This is a genomic window from Pontibacillus halophilus JSM 076056 = DSM 19796 (assembly GCF_000425205.1).
GTDB lineage: Bacteria > Bacillota > Bacilli > Bacillales > BH030062 > Pontibacillus_A > Pontibacillus_A halophilus.
The window spans coordinates 18,921-35,998 of sequence record NZ_AULI01000016.1 but is presented as its reverse complement, the minus strand read 5'-3'; the positions used below and the strand labels follow the sequence as shown (position 1 = coordinate 35,998).

21 protein-coding genes are annotated in these 17,078 nt (G+C 42.5%); 7 read left to right on the top strand and 14 right to left on the bottom strand.

The features are described 5' to 3' along the window. Positions 1 to 61: 61 nt before the first annotated feature. On the top strand, positions 62 to 1,222 hold the full coding sequence (locus tag H513_RS0114575; RefSeq protein WP_026801383.1) for a MalY/PatB family protein: 1,161 nt from the start codon (positions 62 to 64) through the stop codon (positions 1,220 to 1,222). Between the two features lie 41 nt (positions 1,223 to 1,263). On the opposite strand, the gene H513_RS0114570 is transcribed toward H513_RS0114575, so the two are convergent. Next, complete coding sequence (locus tag H513_RS0114570) at positions 1,264 to 1,851, bottom strand: superoxide dismutase family protein (RefSeq protein WP_026801382.1); 588 nt, start codon at positions 1,849 to 1,851, stop codon at positions 1,264 to 1,266. A gap of 147 nt (positions 1,852 to 1,998) precedes the next feature. Next, positions 1,999 to 2,208: a hypothetical protein gene (locus H513_RS0114565; protein ID WP_026801381.1), complete on the bottom strand. Its 210-nt coding sequence runs from the start codon at positions 2,206 to 2,208 to the stop codon at positions 1,999 to 2,001. 117 nt (positions 2,209 to 2,325) lie between these two features. On the opposite strand from H513_RS0114565, the gene kapB reads away from it, so the two are divergent. Beyond that, positions 2,326 to 2,697 (top strand): kinase-associated lipoprotein KapB, encoded by a 372-nt coding sequence (gene kapB / locus H513_RS0114560; protein WP_026801380.1) that lies wholly within the window; start codon positions 2,326 to 2,328, stop codon positions 2,695 to 2,697. 13 nt (positions 2,698 to 2,710) lie between these two features. Here kapB and H513_RS0114555 read toward each other — a convergent pair whose 3' ends face one another. Together H513_RS0114555 and H513_RS0114550 are read right to left on the bottom strand one after the other, a co-directional pair. Next, positions 2,711 to 3,847 carry a cation:proton antiporter gene (locus H513_RS0114555; protein ID WP_231572134.1) on the bottom strand — a complete coding sequence of 379 codons (1,137 nt, stop codon included), beginning with the start codon at positions 3,845 to 3,847 and terminating at the stop codon, positions 2,711 to 2,713. Positions 3,848 to 3,894: 47 nt separating this feature from the next. Further along, on the bottom strand, positions 3,895 to 4,383 hold the full coding sequence (locus H513_RS0114550; protein ID WP_026801378.1) for a cation:proton antiporter regulatory subunit: 489 nt from the start codon (positions 4,381 to 4,383) through the stop codon (positions 3,895 to 3,897). A 145-nt stretch (positions 4,384 to 4,528) separates the two neighbouring features. Between H513_RS0114550 and deoD the strand changes: the two genes are divergently transcribed. After that, positions 4,529 to 5,239: a purine-nucleoside phosphorylase gene (deoD, locus tag H513_RS0114545; protein ID WP_026801377.1), complete on the top strand. Its 711-nt coding sequence runs from the start codon at positions 4,529 to 4,531 to the stop codon at positions 5,237 to 5,239. A gap of 90 nt (positions 5,240 to 5,329) precedes the next feature. Continuing rightward, positions 5,330 to 5,689, top strand: coding sequence for a YuzC family spore coat inner layer protein (locus H513_RS0114540; RefSeq protein WP_026801376.1), 360 nt, complete (start codon positions 5,330 to 5,332; stop codon positions 5,687 to 5,689). 117 nt (positions 5,690 to 5,806) lie between these two features. Here the strand turns inward: H513_RS0114540 and H513_RS0114535 are convergent, their stop codons facing one another. After that, the gene (locus H513_RS0114535; protein WP_026801375.1) at positions 5,807 to 7,294 is read right to left on the bottom strand and encodes a leucyl aminopeptidase; all 1,488 of its coding nucleotides are present in this window, start codon (positions 7,292 to 7,294) and stop codon (positions 5,807 to 5,809) included. A 229-nt stretch (positions 7,295 to 7,523) separates the two neighbouring features. On the opposite strand from H513_RS0114535, the gene H513_RS0114530 reads away from it, so the two are divergent. Beyond that, positions 7,524 to 7,997: a divergent PAP2 family protein gene (locus tag H513_RS0114530; RefSeq protein WP_026801374.1), complete on the top strand. Its 474-nt coding sequence runs from the start codon at positions 7,524 to 7,526 to the stop codon at positions 7,995 to 7,997. A 36-nt stretch (positions 7,998 to 8,033) separates the two neighbouring features. On the opposite strand, the gene H513_RS0114525 is transcribed toward H513_RS0114530, so the two are convergent. From H513_RS0114525 to H513_RS0114515, 3 genes are all read right to left on the bottom strand, one after another. Further along, the gene (locus H513_RS0114525) at positions 8,034 to 8,732 is read right to left on the bottom strand and encodes a 3D domain-containing protein (RefSeq protein ID WP_026801373.1); all 699 of its coding nucleotides are present in this window, start codon (positions 8,730 to 8,732) and stop codon (positions 8,034 to 8,036) included. 156 nt (positions 8,733 to 8,888) lie between these two features. Further along, entirely contained in the window at positions 8,889 to 9,212 is a 324-nt protein-coding gene (locus H513_RS0114520) for a YuiB family protein (RefSeq protein ID WP_231572135.1), read from the bottom strand. Between the two features lie 119 nt (positions 9,213 to 9,331). Next, a complete protein-coding gene (locus tag H513_RS0114515) occupies positions 9,332 to 10,555 on the bottom strand; it encodes an NAD(P)/FAD-dependent oxidoreductase (RefSeq protein ID WP_026801371.1) in 1,224 nt (407 codons plus the stop codon). 323 nt (positions 10,556 to 10,878) lie between these two features. On the opposite strand from H513_RS0114515, the gene H513_RS0114510 reads away from it, so the two are divergent. Beyond that, on the top strand, positions 10,879 to 11,868 hold the full coding sequence (locus H513_RS0114510) for an NAD(P)/FAD-dependent oxidoreductase (protein WP_407946634.1): 990 nt from the start codon (positions 10,879 to 10,881) through the stop codon (positions 11,866 to 11,868). Between the two features lie 334 nt (positions 11,869 to 12,202). On the opposite strand, the gene H513_RS0114500 is transcribed toward H513_RS0114510, so the two are convergent. Both H513_RS0114500 and dapF read right to left on the bottom strand, forming a co-directional pair. Beyond that, positions 12,203 to 12,559, bottom strand: coding sequence for a HesB/IscA family protein (locus H513_RS0114500; RefSeq protein ID WP_036770593.1), 357 nt, complete (start codon positions 12,557 to 12,559; stop codon positions 12,203 to 12,205). Between the two features lie 59 nt (positions 12,560 to 12,618). Further along, the gene (gene dapF / locus H513_RS0114495) at positions 12,619 to 13,479 is read right to left on the bottom strand and encodes a diaminopimelate epimerase (protein WP_026801368.1); all 861 of its coding nucleotides are present in this window, start codon (positions 13,477 to 13,479) and stop codon (positions 12,619 to 12,621) included. A gap of 154 nt (positions 13,480 to 13,633) precedes the next feature. On the opposite strand from dapF, the gene H513_RS0114490 reads away from it, so the two are divergent. After that, positions 13,634 to 14,341: a DUF2225 domain-containing protein gene (locus H513_RS0114490; RefSeq protein ID WP_051240035.1), complete on the top strand. Its 708-nt coding sequence runs from the start codon at positions 13,634 to 13,636 to the stop codon at positions 14,339 to 14,341. Positions 14,342 to 14,387: 46 nt separating this feature from the next. Here H513_RS0114490 and lipA read toward each other — a convergent pair whose 3' ends face one another. The 4 genes from lipA to H513_RS0114470 form a co-directional block, all read right to left on the bottom strand. Then, positions 14,388 to 15,332, bottom strand: coding sequence for a lipoyl synthase (gene lipA / locus H513_RS0114485; RefSeq protein ID WP_036770596.1), 945 nt, complete (start codon positions 15,330 to 15,332; stop codon positions 14,388 to 14,390). Positions 15,333 to 15,362: 30 nt separating this feature from the next. Next, positions 15,363 to 16,181 carry a lipoate--protein ligase family protein gene (locus H513_RS0114480; RefSeq protein WP_026801365.1) on the bottom strand — a complete coding sequence of 273 codons (819 nt, stop codon included), beginning with the start codon at positions 16,179 to 16,181 and terminating at the stop codon, positions 15,363 to 15,365. Positions 16,182 to 16,400: 219 nt separating this feature from the next. Beyond that, positions 16,401 to 16,640: a YuzB family protein gene (locus tag H513_RS0114475; RefSeq protein ID WP_026801364.1), complete on the bottom strand. Its 240-nt coding sequence runs from the start codon at positions 16,638 to 16,640 to the stop codon at positions 16,401 to 16,403. Positions 16,641 to 16,720: 80 nt separating this feature from the next. Continuing rightward, positions 16,721 to 17,053: a YuzD family protein gene (locus H513_RS0114470; RefSeq protein WP_026801363.1), complete on the bottom strand. Its 333-nt coding sequence runs from the start codon at positions 17,051 to 17,053 to the stop codon at positions 16,721 to 16,723. Positions 17,054 to 17,078: the final 25 nt, after the last annotated feature.

Below are 17,078 nucleotides of genomic sequence, written 5' to 3'. Positions count from 1 at the left end.
TTCAAATCTTCCGCCAACTACATTAAGATGAAGAGAGAAAGGTCACTAAGGAGGTATAAGCATGTCACGTTTCACAGAGATTGTAGATCGCACACAAACACGTTCCGTCAAATGGGACTTAGTTGAGAAGATGTTTGAGAATCAGGATGTGCTGCCTATGTGGGTAGCAGATATGGACTTCAAAGCCCCTGAAGCTGTAATTGACGCTTTGACTGAGCGAGCTCAGCACGGGGTATTTGGGTATACCGTCCCTGATGAGTATGTGCATGGAACCATTCAGAAATGGCTCTCAGCTAAACATGACTGGAACACGAACACCGATTGGCTGACCTATAGCCCAGGGGTTGTTCCGTCGTTGCATACCATTGTCGAAGCGCTCACGAATCGAGGAGATTCAATCTTGATCCAGACACCTGTGTATCCGCCATTTTATAGCGTGATAGAGGATCATGAGCGTGAAATACTTAAGAATCCTTTAGTCTTAAGGGAGGGACGCTATGAGATTGATTTCACGTCGTTTGAAGAAGAACTCAAGAAAGGGGTCTCGCTCTTTATCCTATGTAATCCACATAATCCTGTCGGAAGAGTCTGGACAGAAGAGGAATTAAGGAAAATGGCCGACCTCTGCCTTATGTACAACGTACCCATCGTATCTGATGAAATTCATAGTGATTTGATCTATCGTAACCATAAGCACGTTCCCATTGCCTCATTATCAGAAGACATTTCTAAAGAGACCATAACGCTCTTATCCCCAACGAAGACATTTAACTTAGCCGGCATTCAGGGGTCCTATATTGTAACCCCTGATGAACACAAAAAAGAGAAAATTGATCGCCAATTCGGACTCCAAGGGATAAAAATGCTTAATGTCTTCGCAATTACTGCGCTAGAGGCAGCCTACACCGAAGGAGATGAATGGTTGCAAGAACTTATCGATTACCTAGAAGGCAATAAACAGTATGTAATTGATACAATCAGCACATCTACAGATAAGATTAAAGTTATTGAGCCAGAAGGCACCTACTTGATATGGCTCGATTGTCGAGGCCTAGGCTTAGAGCACGAAGAATTAAAACACTTTATGCAACACAAGGCTAAGGTCGGCTTAAACGACGGTGCTTCTTTCGGAGAAGAAGGGGAAGGGTTTATGCGGATCAATATTGCCTGTCCTAGAGCTACGCTCGAAGAAGGTATTCGACGTATAACCGAGGCTCTCTAAACCGTTGAAGACATAAAAAAAGCGGGGGGATCCCGCTTTTTTTATGATTCTTTTTCCTTTTGGTCACCAGTTTCTGTAGGGTCTGATGGTGGATTCTCACCGTTTTTCTCTTTCATAGAAATCACACCACAAGCAATTCGCTCCCCTGCATTTCCTCCGGGTTGGGATACTCCATCATCTTGATTCTCATGAATAATAATTGAAGTCCCTTCATCACGAAGCAAAGATTTCTTCCCATCTTTCATCGTTGCCCCTTGTACGACTAACTCGGCTTCGGCAAGTCCGCTCCCATCAGCTTCAATGTTAGGCAAATCACCAACATGTGCTCCTTCTGGGTTCATAAGGCCGTGTAGCTTGCCATCAGGATTAAAGTGGTTACCCGCGGTTTTAAAGTCAGGCCCTTCGCACTTTGCAAATTCATGTATATGAATTCCATGTAGACCAGGCTTTAGGCCTGTTACAGATACTTTAACACCAACACCATCAGACTGTTCCCCAAGTGTTGCCGTACCTATGGCATCACCTGATGCATTATACATCTGAACTTCTAAAGAGGAACGATTTTCATTCATACATCCCCCTAATACCAATACTCCTGTAAGAAATGCACTTACATACCGTTTCTTCATAGAACTAACTCCTTATTGTTCATCTCCTCTCTATCTTGTCCGTTTCCTAACTGTATTAGACCCCTAAATATGGCACGAATAATGGATGTAGACTAAAGAACGCACTCTATTTCCTAAGCTAAATCCATAAAAAAACTCCTCAACGACTTAAGAGTCTGAAGAGGAGCGATGCTCAGATTGGACATCGTCTTGATGTCTTAATTCTTCATATTGGGACTCTGCCCGAGCCTGTTCTTTCTTAGAATACTTTACTATAAATCTCATCACAAGAATCGCTGTAACAGAGAATAACAAGAGAGTGATCACGGAAGGAATATATTCCGATTTATCCTGAGGAAAGTAAAGAAACTCCATCATGTCGCATCATACCCTTCTACAATTTACAAGATCAACTACTAAACAAAACCCCGAATAGCTTTGTCCCCTCTTCCTCTTTTGTTAAGATAGATACACGACACGTAAGGGGGAACACGAATGGAGCCAAATCAACTTGTGAAAGCTCACTATAAAACCGGAATCTATATTGGTCGCATTATCGAGGACCGTGGCCAAGCCTATCTCGTAGAAGTGTTGGCTGTGGACAAGCACCCTCAACAAGGGGACCTTCACAATCCCGGCCAAACGGAGAATGTCTTCTTCCATCAACGGAAAGCGTTAAGCTTCCGAGAAAAAGCCAATGTGCCAAAGGCTGCCGCTCATCACTATGACGATGAAATCCCAGCCTATGAGACCTCTTTAAAAGATGCTGTTGAGCAGCTAAAGAATAAGTTAAACCGGAGAGAGACGAGTTTTAATCAGCGCGCTTATGAGAATGTACTAGACCTTGAACGCCAATACTTCCGCTAATCTAGGCTACGGATTAATTACCAGGCACCTTTAGTGACTTTGTTTTCTTAACTGGCTTCCCATATACGAGATTGGTTAATTGGGGAGCCTTCTCAAAGAACAACATACCGAGGAGAGCGGCTGCGATAATATAAATACCTGAAAATACTTTCGTAGTTCCAGCCGCCAACGCAGCAATGACGACCGAAAACTCTCCACGAGAACAAATGGATAATCCCGCTCGAAAGGCCACACGCTTACTAAGGCCGAATACTCGCCCACCGACAATACCAACGAGGATTTTCCCGAACATGGACCAGACTAACAAGATGATTAGTAGCATAATCATCGGAACACCATTCAAAAGCTCAACCGTCGTACCGAAATACACGAAGAACAACGGCAGCATCAAATCTTTCACCGGAAGAACGGTATGCTCAATTCGCTCAATCTTCCCGACCTCACTTAGCATGATGCCAGCTAAGAAAGCTCCAAGCACTTCAGACAACCCAAGAAATAGTGCCAATCCTCCATAAGTGAGCGCAATCCCGATAAGCAATGCAATCTTAAAATCTTCATCATCAATCTTGTCCAAGAACGTGCCGAACCCTTTAAATACAAATTTCCCTAAGAGGATAGCTCCAAGACCTAAACCAACAATCTTGCCGAGCAATACAAGTAAATCAATAGCAGCAAACGAATCACCGCTGCTCATCCCAATAAGAATGGCTACCACAATCGGCGCAATCAAGTCCTCAAAGATGAGCAACGCTAGAATAAATTCTGTTTCCGTGTTCGCCATTCGACTGCGATCATCCAATAACTTGGCCGTGATTGATGAACTAGTCGCATACGTGACCCCACCAATTAGGAACGCAGTAAACCAATCAAGACCAAATAGGATCGCAATGGCCATTACAACGCCAAGATTTAACACAATATCAAGAATTCCTGCTCCCCATATTCGCTTGGCGATATCTTGAAGTCGACTAACATTAAACTCCAACCCAAGTAAAAAGAAGAGCAACACAATTCCGATTTCACTAGCGAAATGGAGAATTTCACTATCATGGAGCGTTCCTGCAAGCACTAGACCTAACAGAATGTAAAGGATAACGTTTGGAAAATTGATCTTTAATCCTAGAAATCCGAGCCAGAAAATGAACAACAATACGATTCCAGCTCCAAGAATTGTAGGAAGCTCTATGTGTATCAGACTTAACCCTCTCCTTTACATAAATCGGAAAGTGCTGCTATCTGATCCTTCTTTCCAATTGAAGTCAGAACATCACCTGGTTGAAGCACTGTATCCGCATCCGGAATGGCAATCATGTCGTCTCCTTTAACAATTCCAATAATCGTCGCACCAGTTTCATTACGAATCTCCGATTGTTCAATCGTATGGTAAGCAATAGGAGATTCTGGCTTAATTTCAATCCAGTCAATAACGACCTGATTTTTAAACACTTTTAATTTGTCGGCATCCACCGGTTGGTAGGTAGCACCTAAGAGTTGCGCTCCTAGCTCCCTCGTTTCATCCGCCGTTAAATCCATTGCGAAATCCGCTTCATCGCTATCTGCATCATCAAAGAAATAAAGCTCTCTCTTTCCGGTATGATGAACAATGAGGACGAGCTGACTATTCTCCGTTGTACGGAACGAAATCTTCTGTCCAATTCCTGGCAACTTAGAAACTGAAACTTGCATACACCAAACTCCCTTTCCAACCATGTCTTACTAATATTTTACATGAAAACAAGTTCAATGGCTATGGGACCCTCTCCCGACATTTGTGTTCCCCTTAGTACTATGGTAGATTTACATCAGATAATGTAGAAGGAGGCAACAACATATGAGTGTACATATTGGTGCAAATCAGGGAGATATTGCAGATAAGATTCTTCTTCCTGGTGACCCACTACGAGCAAAATATATTGCAGAAAACTTCCTAGAAGATGCCGTTTGCTATAACGAGGTTCGCGGCATGTATGGATATACAGGAACATACAAAGGTGAGCGCATCTCTGTTCAAGGTACAGGCATGGGCGTACCTTCAATCTCCATTTATGTGAATGAGTTAATTCAAAGCTATGACGTGAAGAAACTTATCCGCGTTGGCTCGTGTGGAGCTCTTCAAGAGGATGTGAACGTTCGCGATGTCATTCTCGCATCCACATCCTCTACAGACTCCCAGATGAATCGCATGAACTTCGGTGGAATTGACTATGCACCAACTGCAGATTTCCCACTTCTTAAATCAGCATATGAAGCTGGCGTTCAAAAGGGGTTAAACCTCCGCGTTGGAAATGTCTTCACAAGCGATAGCTTCTACAGAGATAATGCAATGGAGCTCTTCAATCAACTTGCAAGCTATAACGTATTAGCAGTTGAAATGGAAACAACAGCTCTTTACACATTGGCAGCTAAATACAACCGCCAAGCGCTATCTGTATTAACAGTAAGTGATCACATTCTTACTGGCGAAGAAACAACCGCACAAGAGCGTCAAACAACTTTCAATGAAATGATTGAGATTGCTTTAGAAGCAGCCATTCAAGACTAATGAAGTAAGACCTGAACCCGAGCGTTCAGGTCTTTTTTTCATGCACGCTAAAGCCAACACATATAGTGTATGGATGAGAGGAGGATGTACGTGTATTATGTACCGGTTTGCTTACATGTTATATACCCAGCATTCGTACCTACAAGACAAAAGAAATTTCCAGACATTAATCCAGATCGATTTATTCAATCGGCCGATAATTTCTCCGCCTTATATAAAGATGCTGAAAAGATTACAAGTAAATTGTCAACTTCTCGTACATTTTCAGTCGAAGTCATGGAGCATGCTCAACAATCCAACCACAATGAAGTCGTGGCGATGTTTAAGCAGTTAAATTTACTTCACCCCTTCACACTTGATTATAATCCCGATAATTTAACCGTTGTCTTAACGAAACGGACTGGAGATTATGAATGTTGTAAGCTTACCTTAGCCATTCGATGGATGTAAGGGTTCCACAACACTCAAGTCATTCCAAACCATGCGTAATAAAAACACGCCTAGATTACTAGACGTGTTCTATCCTATCTATTTCCCGCACCCTCAAAAAATTTGTAACCAATCCTGTTATTGACCGAGAATATAAGTAGCTAATGTTCTAGACATAACTCCTGTCGGGCCTTTTGGTCCTAAGTCCGTAGCGGTATCTGATTGAGCGGTTCCTGCGATATCGAGGTGGACCCATGGCGTTTGTTCTGCAAATTCCGCTAAGAATGCTCCGGCCATGATTGCGTGCGCTTTACGACCTGGAGAGTTGTTCAGGTCAGCCAACTCACTAGACCGAACTTTATCACGGTACTGCTTGTTATAAGGCAACTGCCAAATTGGCTCGTCCGTAACTTTGGAGGCCGTTTCAATCTCGCCATATAACGAAGCGTTATTCGTCATAGCCCCGGTCGTTCCATCGCCTAACGCCACAATGACCCCACCTGTAAGAGTGGCTACATCAATCACCTTCTCAGCCTTATGATGCTTGGCGTAGGTAATTCCATCTGCAAGCGCTAATCTTCCTTCTGCGTCCGTGTTTAAGACTTCAATTGTCTTGCCACTTAGTGACGTAATGACATCATCTGGCTTCATCGCTCCGCCACTTATCATATTGTCCGTCGATGGGATGACGGCCACCACGTTTTGTTTCGGGCGTAAACGACCAATCGTATCCATAGCACCTAGGACAGCAGCAGCACCGCCCATGTCCCCTTTCATACCGACAATACCTTCCTTCGTCTTAATCGAATACCCACCAGTGTCAAAGGTAATGCCCTTTCCTACTAATCCGATGGCATTCTGCCAAACTTCTTTCCCCTGATAACGTAGTACAATCATTTTCGGCGGTTCGGTAGAGCCTTGGTTCACAGCAAGCAATGCCCCCATGCCTAGCTGCTGCATGTCTTCTTTCTCTAGTACTTCAATTTCAAATCCATGCTCTTCTGCAAGCGACCGAGCAAACGCTGCCATGTCTGTTGCCGTCAATAAATTCCCAGGCAATTGAACAAGGTGACGAGCTGTATTCACGCCATGCCCTAGCGCTTCCCCCTTTTTGGCCGCTTGTAGCAATCGCTGTTCATCTTCTACTGAAACCAATTCGACCTGTAGCAATCGAGTTGAAGGCCGTTCATTCATCGTTTTGTAATGCTCAAACTCATAGGGAGCCATTTGAACCGCTTCTGCAAGCGCCTCTGTAACTAAGGAATCCGTTAGATCATTCGTAGTGAAACTAGAAAGAGCGAACCTAAGCTCCTCCACCCCGTCTTGCTTTACACGCTTTGCTAACGCTCCGAACGCATTTTTCAACTTATTCGTCGTCAATTCCTTCTTCTTACCGAGCCCTACAACATAAATCCGTTCAACAGGAACGAGGTTTAGCGTATAAACTTTCGAAATATGTTTATAATCGTTAGATACGTCCCCGTTTTGGATATAGACATCTAGCGCATGGTTCAACCGCTCATTTAATTCTTGATAAACCGGCTGCTGCCGTTTATTCTCATGGAATAACCCAATGACAAGTGCCTTTCCAGATTCAAAGAGTCCATCTTTTCTTACTGTATACATAACAACACCTCCACCACCTATTATACAGAATATAGGGATGTTACGGTTTTAAGAAACGTTTGGGGATGCTCGTGTCTCTTGTAACTAACAGTCATCATTCTTTACTTACTCTTAACACACGTTTTGACGATTCTCACCAATTCATCAAGAATGTCATGTTAAAATAGGTATAATAAAGGGAATGTGGGACAAAAGCTCTTCTTACATACAGAAAGGATGAACGCCGCTTATGGAATTATTCTACAACTTTCCACTTTGGGCATCTTTATGCGCTATCGTCTTTGCCCAAGTCGTCAAAATTCCCATTGAATTCCTTGCATCAAGAAAATTTGACCCTGGATTGGCCTTTGCTACAGGAGGAATGCCAAGTAGTCACTCGGCAGCTGTAACAGCTCTCGCAACTGGGGTAGGCATTCAAGAAGGATTAGATTCGAACATCTTCGCCGTGGCATGTGTGTTCGCGATTATTGTTATGTTCGATTCAACTGGGGTACGACGCCAAACTGGTGAACAAGCGATTATGCTCAACCAGCTCTCCAAAGATTTCACACGCTTTATGGAAGAAGCAAAGCTCTGGAACAGCAAGGATGACTTTGCGAAACGTGAAGAGTTGAAGGAACTTCTAGGGCACCAACCAATAGAGGTATTCTTTGGAGGATTAACTGGAATTATCTTAACCGTTGTTCTCTATCAATTCATATAAAAAAGAGCCACACCTGTGGCTCTTTATCTATGTTGCTTAACTCTTCTTTATTTCCTCACGAAAGACTTGGAGCGCTTCTGTTTCATTTAACTCTAACAACTGCTCCTCAGTTAACTGTCCCTCACCCATCTTCACGACGTATACCTCTACAGTTTTCTTTCCCCAATTCTCATATACATCTGCTACCGTTTCATAGTATAGATCAATCTTATTACCCTTAATCGCACCGCCCTTGTCCGCTACCACTCCATAACCATAGTCTGGGATAAAGAGAACCGTTCCAATTGGGAAAATGGTTAAGTCAGCCGCAATCGTTGAATAAAGGTCTCTCGTAACTTTCACGCCAGAATAGGTTATGCCATATAGAGGATGTCCTGGATTTTTCCCAGTCGACTCTACACCAGCAGTATAGCCAGTCGCCAAAACGGTCGCCGTCTCATATTGACTTAGGTCAATGACATCAGCCAATTTCTGTGGCCCTTCTACTTCTTGACTGGAAATGTATCTCATATGGGGCTTTCGATGCTTGAAACCTTTAGACTCAAATCCTAGCGAGCGGTAAAGGCTATGTACGCCTGGAACTTCCGATGCGGCTACAGTCTCTATCCCTATCGATAACGAACGTTTCACATCCGTTGCTGAAACGTTTGAGATTGTGGTGAGAGTTGAATAGATTGCTCCCACAGCTAATATGACGATAAGAATACGATTTAGCCATACGTTTATTTTCTTCAATAGTTAACACCTCTCTCCGTGTCATCCTTTCCTAAAGAGGTGAAAAGTATACAAAAACACATTAAAAGATTGAGTATTCTGAATTATAAACACAAAAAAATGACAGAAAGCCGATTAGGCCTCTGCCTTTCTAATTGCAAGAAGCAACTTGCACCCTTAAAACATCTGGTATCCTCTTGCTCGTAACGTGCGAATGACAATACCCGACACAAGCACTCCAATTAGGCCTGAAGAAAGAATAACACCGTCCACAATTGTTAAGCGTATAAGGTGTCCCCACGCGGTCTGAACGGACGTACTAGGCGCGGTGAAATATTCCATAATTCCAATATTATCAATAATAAAGATGATAATGACCGGATAAACAATTGCCATCACCCACGTTTTACGGAAGAGCATGTTCACAATGAAAGAAATCCCAAAGAACAAAACAAAAAATAACAATACAGAAACAAAAGCTTGTACGATGTTAAACCCCAAACGAATATCCCCCTTAACGAAAGCCGTGAATCTTTCTTAGTTCGTTGTAATGGTTTACATTTATTTTATATCCTTCCATAAAAAAAAGCAAAGGCTCGTCGCCTTTGCTTTCTTTGCTATTATTTCGTGAAAATGTTGAACTTCCCTTTTTTAAGAAGTAGACCGATGCCGCCTAGTTTCAATAGGTAACGGTTATCGATGACTTTCTTCATAACAGAAGCTGTCCAACCGAATAATTTCTTGCCATCAAGGATAACACCAATCGCTTTCCCTTCACCAAGAGATGCTACTGTACCTTGTAGGTTTGGAACAAAGCCTTCAAGCTTGTCTCCGCCACGTACAAGCGTTTGGAGGTTCTTCGCAGTTTGAACGGCTTCTTGGATTGCAATTTGTGCAGTTGGTGGGTAAGGGCGATCTGTTTCTTCGTTAATAATTAACGCACAGTCACCAACGATGAAGACATCGTCGTAACCAGATACACGAAGGTCTTCAGTAACCTTCACACGGCCACGCATTGTTTCAAAGCCAGACTCTTCCACGATAGAGTTACCGCGCACACCTGCTGCCCATACGACTGTATTGGTTGGGATAACTTCTTGCTGTTCATCTTTCTCAACAAGGATGCTGTCTTCACGAACTTCTTTAAGCATTGTACCTGTCTTGAATTCTACGCCTTTTCCTTCAAGAAGGTTCATTGCGTATTCAACAAGAGCTTCGTCAAAGCCTGGAAGAACTGTCGGAGCAGCCTCTACGTTGATTAAGCGAACTTTATCGCGTGGAACATCGTATTCTTCACAAAGCTCAGGAATACGGTTTGCCATTTCACCTACGAATTCGATACCAGTGAAACCAGCACCACCAACTACGATGTTCAAGTCTTCTTTATGTTCATCTTTTTGGTTGTTGTACTGAGCGAATGTGTAATCAATATGCTCACGGATTAGACGAGAGTTATTAATGTTCGTAATGGAAAATGCGTGTTCTTTCAATCCGCTAATTCCAAATGTTTCTGCTTCGAACCCAAGTCCGATTACAAGATAGTCATAATCCAATTCACCGTCTTCAAGCTTAACTTTCTTCTCTTCAGGTTGGATTGAAACAACTGTATCTTGAACGAAATTCACACGATTTGTATCAACTACGTCAGAAATTTTGATACGAGTGCGATCCTGGTGCAACGTACCTGCTGCGTTTTCATGAAGCCATGTAGTTTGATAATGGTAATTATGCTTGTTCACTAAAGTGATATTGGCTTCGTTGGCACCAAGCATTTTCTGTAGGCGAGTTGTCGTAATCATCCCGCCGTAACCAGCACCAAGAACGACAATATTAGGTCTATTCATTCTTATCACTTCCCACTATAGTTTTAGCGCTAATGCAGTTCCCGATTCATGAAAATAAACATTTTCGCTTGTGACTCACTTCACGAACTAGGACATAAAAAAAGACATACCCTGTTTATAGAATTGTCATAAATTCGTAAAATATTTTCTAAAAATATCTTAGTCCTTTTTTCCCCAATTTTCAACCCTTATATGTCGATTTATGAGAATCTAAATTTTCATACTTCTCCCTGCTAGTGCCTAATTTTTGTGATTAAAAATAGCAAAAGGTAAAGAATGTGTTAAAATGAGGGCATGATTGAAGAAGAATGGAGGATTATGTCGTGTCAGATCAAGTATATGATATTACCATTATCGGCGGCGGCCCCGTCGGTTTATTTACAGCCTTTTATGGAGGAATGCGACAGGCAAGCGTGAAAATTATTGAAAGTCTTCCTCAACTTGGAGGACAACTGTCCGCATTGTACCCTGAAAAATATATTTATGACGTAGCTGGTTTCCCTAAAGTACAAGCTCAAGAGCTAGTAGACAACTTAAAAGAACAAGCTGGTCAGTTTGACCCTGCGATCGCCCTTGAAGAAGAAGTACAAACTGTAGAGCGTTTAGAAGATGGAACCATTAAGCTGACAACAAATAAGGTTGTACATTACACACGTACAATCATTGTGACAGCAGGAAATGGAGCCTTCCAACCACGTCGCATTGAACTTGAAGGTTCTCGTGAATTTGAAGGAAAGAATCTTCACTACCATGTTGAAGATATGCAACAATACGCAGGACAAAATGTGATGGTGCTAGGCGGCGGAGACTCAGCAGTAGACTGGGCGCTTATGCTTGAGCCAATTGCGAAATCCGTTACCATCGTCCACCGTCGTGATAAATTCCGCGCACACGAGCATAGTGTAGAGCAATTGCGTAATTCAAGCATTAACATCATGACGCCTTTCTCACCACAAGAGTTAATCGGTACAGACAAAGTCGAGCAAGTTGTACTGAAAGAATCTAAAGGAGACAGAGTTGAAACGATTGATGTTGATTCTGTAATCGTAAACTACGGATTCGTCTCTTCCCTTGGACCGATAAAGGAATGGGAGTTAGAACTTGAGAAGAACAGCATCGTAGTCAATACTCGCATGGAGACGAACATCCCTGGTATTTACGCTGCTGGTGACATTGCTACTTACCCTGGTAAAGTGAAACTAATCGCATCAGGATTCGGTGAAGGCCCAACGGCGGTCAACAACGCGAAGGCCTACATGGACCCAGAAGCGAAAGTTCAGCCGAAACACTCTACCTCATTATTTGGACAATAGAACGTTGAAACGCCTGTTCCATTAGGAACAGGCGTTTTCTCTATTCGTATAGGACACTCGAGCGCTAAAGTAAGCCACTACCATTTACCATTCAAGTGCTTTCGTGCTTACTTTATTAAATTTAAGGAGATAATAACCAGATAACCTTTCGTTTTCAAGTTGCTTTCTAAGAGAATAGAAAGAATGGAGGGATTCGAATGAGCTGGTTCTATGCCTTATTTCTTATCGGTAACGGAGTTGAGCAACTCACCAATTGGTTTACTTATGAGGATGACCATCCCCATGAACCATAAAAAAACCTCCCCCAATTGGATTGGAGAAGGTTGAAGAGTTGTTAGCAATTCTCAGATGGTGTACCAGCGTTTGACGCCGTCTTAAAGGACGATCCACAACCGCATGATGCAATCGCGTTTGGATTATCAATTGTAAATCCGCCGCCCATCATGTTCTGTTTGAAATCAATGGTTGTTCCTTCGACAAGCGCTGCATCTTCTTTATTCATAATTACTGAAATTCCGTTCGCTTCAAACGTTTGGTCCGTTTCCTTTTGTTCGTAATCGAATCCCATTGCATAGGAAAGACCGCTACAGCCTCCACCTTTTACACCGAATCGGAGCAGGACGTTTTCTTCTTCATCCTTCATCATTTCTTGGATTTGAAGACTCGCACTATCCGTAATGTTCAATAGCATCCTGATACCCTCCTTCATTTACATCTTACTGTCAGTATACAAGATATCTTCCGCATGTTTCAATTTTCCTGTTTCCAATAATAGACACCCGTTGCTACTGTCTCCGCTGCCCCCGTCATCCATACATGGTTCTCTTCATCCCATTTGATGATTAAATCACCACCAGCTAGATGAACGGTTATAGGCTCTCCAACGTTACAGTAACCATTTAATACAGAAGACACTGCTGCTGCACATGCTCCTGTACCACAAGCTTGAGTGACTCCTGACCCACGCTCCCAAACGCGAAAGTGCAATTCTGTAGTTGATGCAACTTGTACAAATTCTACATTCACACCTTCTGGGAAGCGCTTGTCATCCGTAATCTCTGGCCCTAGTTCATATAGAGGAGCACCCTCAATATCCTCTACATAAAAGACTGCGTGTGGATTCCCCATAGATACAGCTGTAACGTCATACACACCTTGACTCGTCTCAAATGGTTCAGAGATCACCTTCACGTCTTCTCCGACCATTGGGATTTCCGGTCGTTGAAGTTTTGGTTCCCCCATATCTACCGTTACCGTTGAGACCGCCCCGTCCTGTACATGAACTTCAGCGGTAACAAATCCAGCTTTCGTTTCAATGGTGAAAGTTTCTTTATGAACAAGGCTATTCTCGTAAGCGTATTTAGCCACGCAGCGCAAACCATTGCCACAGTTCTTTCCTTCAGAACCATCCTTGTTGAAGATTCTCATTCCGACATCGGCTTCCTCAGTTGGATGAATCAGAATCATTCCGTCTGCCCCAATACCTGTATTTACATCTGCTACCTTTATCGCAAGAGGTGCTAATTCTTCTTCACTTAGATCTATATCATATAAGTTCAAGTAAATGTAGCTATTCCCTAACCCGTGCATTTTTGTATATGGAATTTCCATTTCGTACGTTCCTCCTCTGATGTTCCTTTGTATTAGTATAGAAGAATTTTCTCTTTATTTGAATGATTGTGTTTGAAACTTCAATTAATTAAGATTGCGACCATTTACCCCTTTTAGTATATTATACCTATACCTTGTACATGGAGTTGGTATAATGAATCCGTCTATAGAACCATTATATGACAAGCAGATCACTTGCACCTTTTGTTCAACGACTTATCCTACTAAGAAAGTTCGGTCCCGCTTTACAACACCTGTAGTTACGGATTCTGATTTTTGCACGTACTACAAAGTTGAGCGTTACGACCCGGTTCTTTATAACACATTTGTATGTCCAAGTTGCGGATTCACCTCTACTGACCAGTTTTCCCCCTGGTTTCCGCCAGGTACGAAGAGAGAGATAAAATCCAACCTAGTTGACAAGTATCGTACACAAGATTTCTCACATGAACGCTCACTAGAAGATGCTATTCATACTTATAAGCTAGCTGTCTATACAGCAACGTTAAAGAAAGAAAAATCCGTTGTGCTAGCAGGACTTTATTTACGATTAGTCTGGCTATATCGGAAATTGGATATGAAAGAACAGGAAAAGCGGTTTATGAGGTTAACTGTAACAAGCTATGAGCGTGCTTATTCAGAGTCAGACCGTCATTCTACTGAGATGAATCCACTCAAGATTCTTTACTTAATTGGAGAATGCAAGAGACGACTAGGAGAACACGCATCGGCTGTATTTTACTTCTCTAAAGTGATCCAACAGAAGAATACTGTATTTGATCCGAAGATTGTAGAATTGGCTCGGGACCAGTGGTATCAAACACGCGAAGACCAAAAGCTACAGCGCTCCCTCGCACAATAAAAATACCGGACTCCAATTAAAGTTGGAATCCGGTATTTTAGTATTCTTAGAAGTTCACTTGGTCTAATTCTGTTTCGTGTTGCTCTTCATACCCCTTCATATACTTAATACGACGCTGGGCAGAGCTTGCGTTTACTTGCTCATCTGCGTGGTAAGAAGAACGAACAAGAGGGCCAGCTTGGCAATGCGTAAATCCTTTGGACATGGCAATTTGACGAAGCTCCTCAAATTCATCCGGATGGTAGTAACGTTCTACATTTAGATGCTTCTTCGTCGGCTGCAAGTACTGGCCGATCGTCATGATATCTACATCATGAGCACGAAGGTCGTCCATCGCTTGAATAATTTCTTCTTTTGTCTCCCCAAGTCCTACCATAATGCTTGATTTTGTAGGTGTGTTCGGTGCCACTTCTTTCACTCGTTTAAGTAGTTCAAGAGAGCGGTCGTAGGTCGCTTTAGAACGTACAGTTGGTGTAAGACGACGTACGGTTTCAATATTGTGGTTAAAGATATCTGGTCCTGCATCCATGAGGGTATGTAGACTCTCATAGTCCCCTTTCATATCGGATGGAAGAACTTCAACTGTTGTCCCAGGCATACGGCGGTGAATCGCACGAACGGTCTCAGCGAAAATAAATGCACCACCGTCATCTAAATCATCACGGGCAACAGCCGTTACTACGGCGTGCTTCAACTCCATAATTTCTACGGACTCTGCTACTTTTTCTGGTTCTTGTCGATCTAATTCATTAGGTAGACCTGTCTTAACCGCACAGAAGCGGCAACCACGTGTACAAGTATCACCTAAGATCATAAATGTGGCAGTCTTACGTTCACTCCAGCATTCATGAATGTTCGGGCATCTTGCCTCTTCACAGACTGTATGTAAGCCACGTTCGCGCATCATCTTTTTCATGCGGTTGTAAGTCTTGTTCGTTTTCACTTGAATATTTAACCATTCTGGTTTTCTCTTATGCTCATACTTTGGCATGATAACACTCCTCTATTCGCTTACGTTTACCTAACGATAGTATGTCCATTCGTCAGACTTATACCGATTGATAGCTAGCTCATTTACTTCCTCAATTTGTTCTTCTGTTAACGTATAATGCTCTAACTCGATATCTAATCCAGCAGCAAATCCTTGTTTAAATGCTGATTTGACTTCCTCTAAGCTTTTTGGCGTGGCTGCCACTTCATTAATCGCAGCTGCTTTCCCTCCGAATGCTTTACGTGCGCGTTCTTTCACACGCTCATTCGGATAGATAAACATATCGAATAGCGCCACATCGTCCACTTCAATTGGTATCGAACCATGTTGAAGGATGACACCTTTTTGCCTGGATTGTGCACTACCCGCTGCCTTTCTACCTTCAACAATCAGTTCATACCAAGAAGGTTCTTCAAAGCAAACGGCAGAACCAGTCTGTTGGAGCTTCCCTTCAGGTATAGAGAAATCAGCCTGAATATCTAAGTTACGAAAGCCGTTTAACAGTCCTTCTGAAATGACACGGTAAGCTTCCGTAACCGTTTTAGGCATGGCTTCATGTTTCTCTGAAACAATAACGCTATATGTTAACTCTTTATCATGTAAGACCGCTCGGCCACCCGTTGGTCTTCTTACTAATCCATATCCATGCTTCTCCACTGCTTCAAGGTCGATTTTGCCTTTTAACTTTTGAAAATATCCGACAGATAGTGTAGCAGGGTTCCAACCGTAAAATCGTATAACTGGCGGAATCTTCCCCTCACTATGCCAACTTACTAGTTTCTCGTCTAACGCCATATTCCATTCAGGGGAGGCATTACCTGAGTCTATGAAATACCAAACTTCTCCCATTGGAAACTTTACCCTCTTTCTTTAGTCTGAATCCTTTATCTTGCTAAAAACACCTGTAAATATTTTAACAATATATCCTTATTCATGTAAACTTGTATGTATAAAACAGTTCATATAGTTAGTAATCATAGCAATAGTGACTATATTGCGAAAATTCTCCTTATAAAGAAAGCGATGCCTGATTGGCATCGCCTTGCTATTCTAGATAATAGCGGCTCTTTAGAACAGGGGATTCTCTTCCATATGCTTATAAACATTTTCCACCAATTCCTCAGGAGTTTCTCCTGTTACACGATCCCCATTGACTAAAGCAAACAGGGACTGGGCGCAAAGGCCACAGTGACTAAGACAACCATATTCTATAACATCAAGCTCAGGATCTTTCTCTAACAGTTCTCTTGCACGTTCAGATCCACTGGCTAAATTATTCATACAAAATTCTATAATTGGACCCATCATTTCACCTCTTCATTCATGATGAATCCCCTACTCATAGGTCATGCTACCATAACACTATTAGGAAAACAACGTTCGTGCTTCTACCTTCTATCGTCTCGTATCCGCTCTATGCCAGCATCTTCGAGTGCTTTGTAGATGGATTTCAATCTTGGATTTCCCTCACCTACCACCTTGCCATTGACGAGGACCACTGGATAATAGTATTCATCGTTCAAGATACGTTGTGCAAAGCTTCTCTCTGCTTCCTTTAGAGGCTTGTGAATATCCACGTAGCTAAACGCAATGTCTTCCGTCTCAAATGTTCGCCCAATTGCTGCTTGGATCCAATCATATGTTTCTGTAGAGCTTGGAAGATTGACACAACTTGCGCATAGCTGTTCTGCCCCGTACACTTCTATAATCGTTTGACTCATCCCATCACCCCTCCACTAAAATTCC

Coding starts and splice junctions, on each gene's coding strand:
- H513_RS0114535 (WP_026801375.1), bottom strand. CDS start 7,294: ATGTATACAGTAAGAAAAGATGGACTCTTTGAATCTGGAAAGGCACTT.
- lipA (WP_036770596.1), bottom strand. CDS start 15,332: ATGCCAAAGTATGAGCATAAGAGAAAACCAGAATGGTTAAATATTCAA.
- H513_RS0114470 (WP_026801363.1), bottom strand. CDS start 17,053: ATGAGTCAAACGATTATAGAAGTGTACGGGGCAGAACAGCTATGCGCA.
- H513_RS0114500 (WP_036770593.1), bottom strand. CDS start 12,559: ATGCTATTGAACATTACGGATAGTGCGAGTCTTCAAATCCAAGAAATG.
- H513_RS0114570 (WP_026801382.1), bottom strand. CDS start 1,851: ATGAAGAAACGGTATGTAAGTGCATTTCTTACAGGAGTATTGGTATTA.
- H513_RS0114490 (WP_051240035.1), top strand. CDS start 13,634: ATGAATCCGTCTATAGAACCATTATATGACAAGCAGATCACTTGCACC.
- kapB (WP_026801380.1), top strand. CDS start 2,326: ATGGAGCCAAATCAACTTGTGAAAGCTCACTATAAAACCGGAATCTAT.
- H513_RS0114515 (WP_026801371.1), bottom strand. CDS start 10,555: ATGAATAGACCTAATATTGTCGTTCTTGGTGCTGGTTACGGCGGGATG.
- deoD (WP_026801377.1), top strand. CDS start 4,529: ATGAGTGTACATATTGGTGCAAATCAGGGAGATATTGCAGATAAGATT.
- H513_RS0114530 (WP_026801374.1), top strand. CDS start 7,524: ATGGAATTATTCTACAACTTTCCACTTTGGGCATCTTTATGCGCTATC.
- H513_RS0114575 (WP_026801383.1), top strand. CDS start 62: ATGTCACGTTTCACAGAGATTGTAGATCGCACACAAACACGTTCCGTC.
- dapF (WP_026801368.1), bottom strand. CDS start 13,479: ATGGAAATTCCATATACAAAAATGCACGGGTTAGGGAATAGCTACATT.
- H513_RS0114480 (WP_026801365.1), bottom strand. CDS start 16,181: ATGGGAGAAGTTTGGTATTTCATAGACTCAGGTAATGCCTCCCCTGAA.
- H513_RS0114565 (WP_026801381.1), bottom strand. CDS start 2,208: ATGATGGAGTTTCTTTACTTTCCTCAGGATAAATCGGAATATATTCCT.
- H513_RS0114550 (WP_026801378.1), bottom strand. CDS start 4,383: ATGCAAGTTTCAGTTTCTAAGTTGCCAGGAATTGGACAGAAGATTTCG.
- H513_RS0114475 (WP_026801364.1), bottom strand. CDS start 16,640: ATGATGGGTCCAATTATAGAATTTTGTATGAATAATTTAGCCAGTGGA.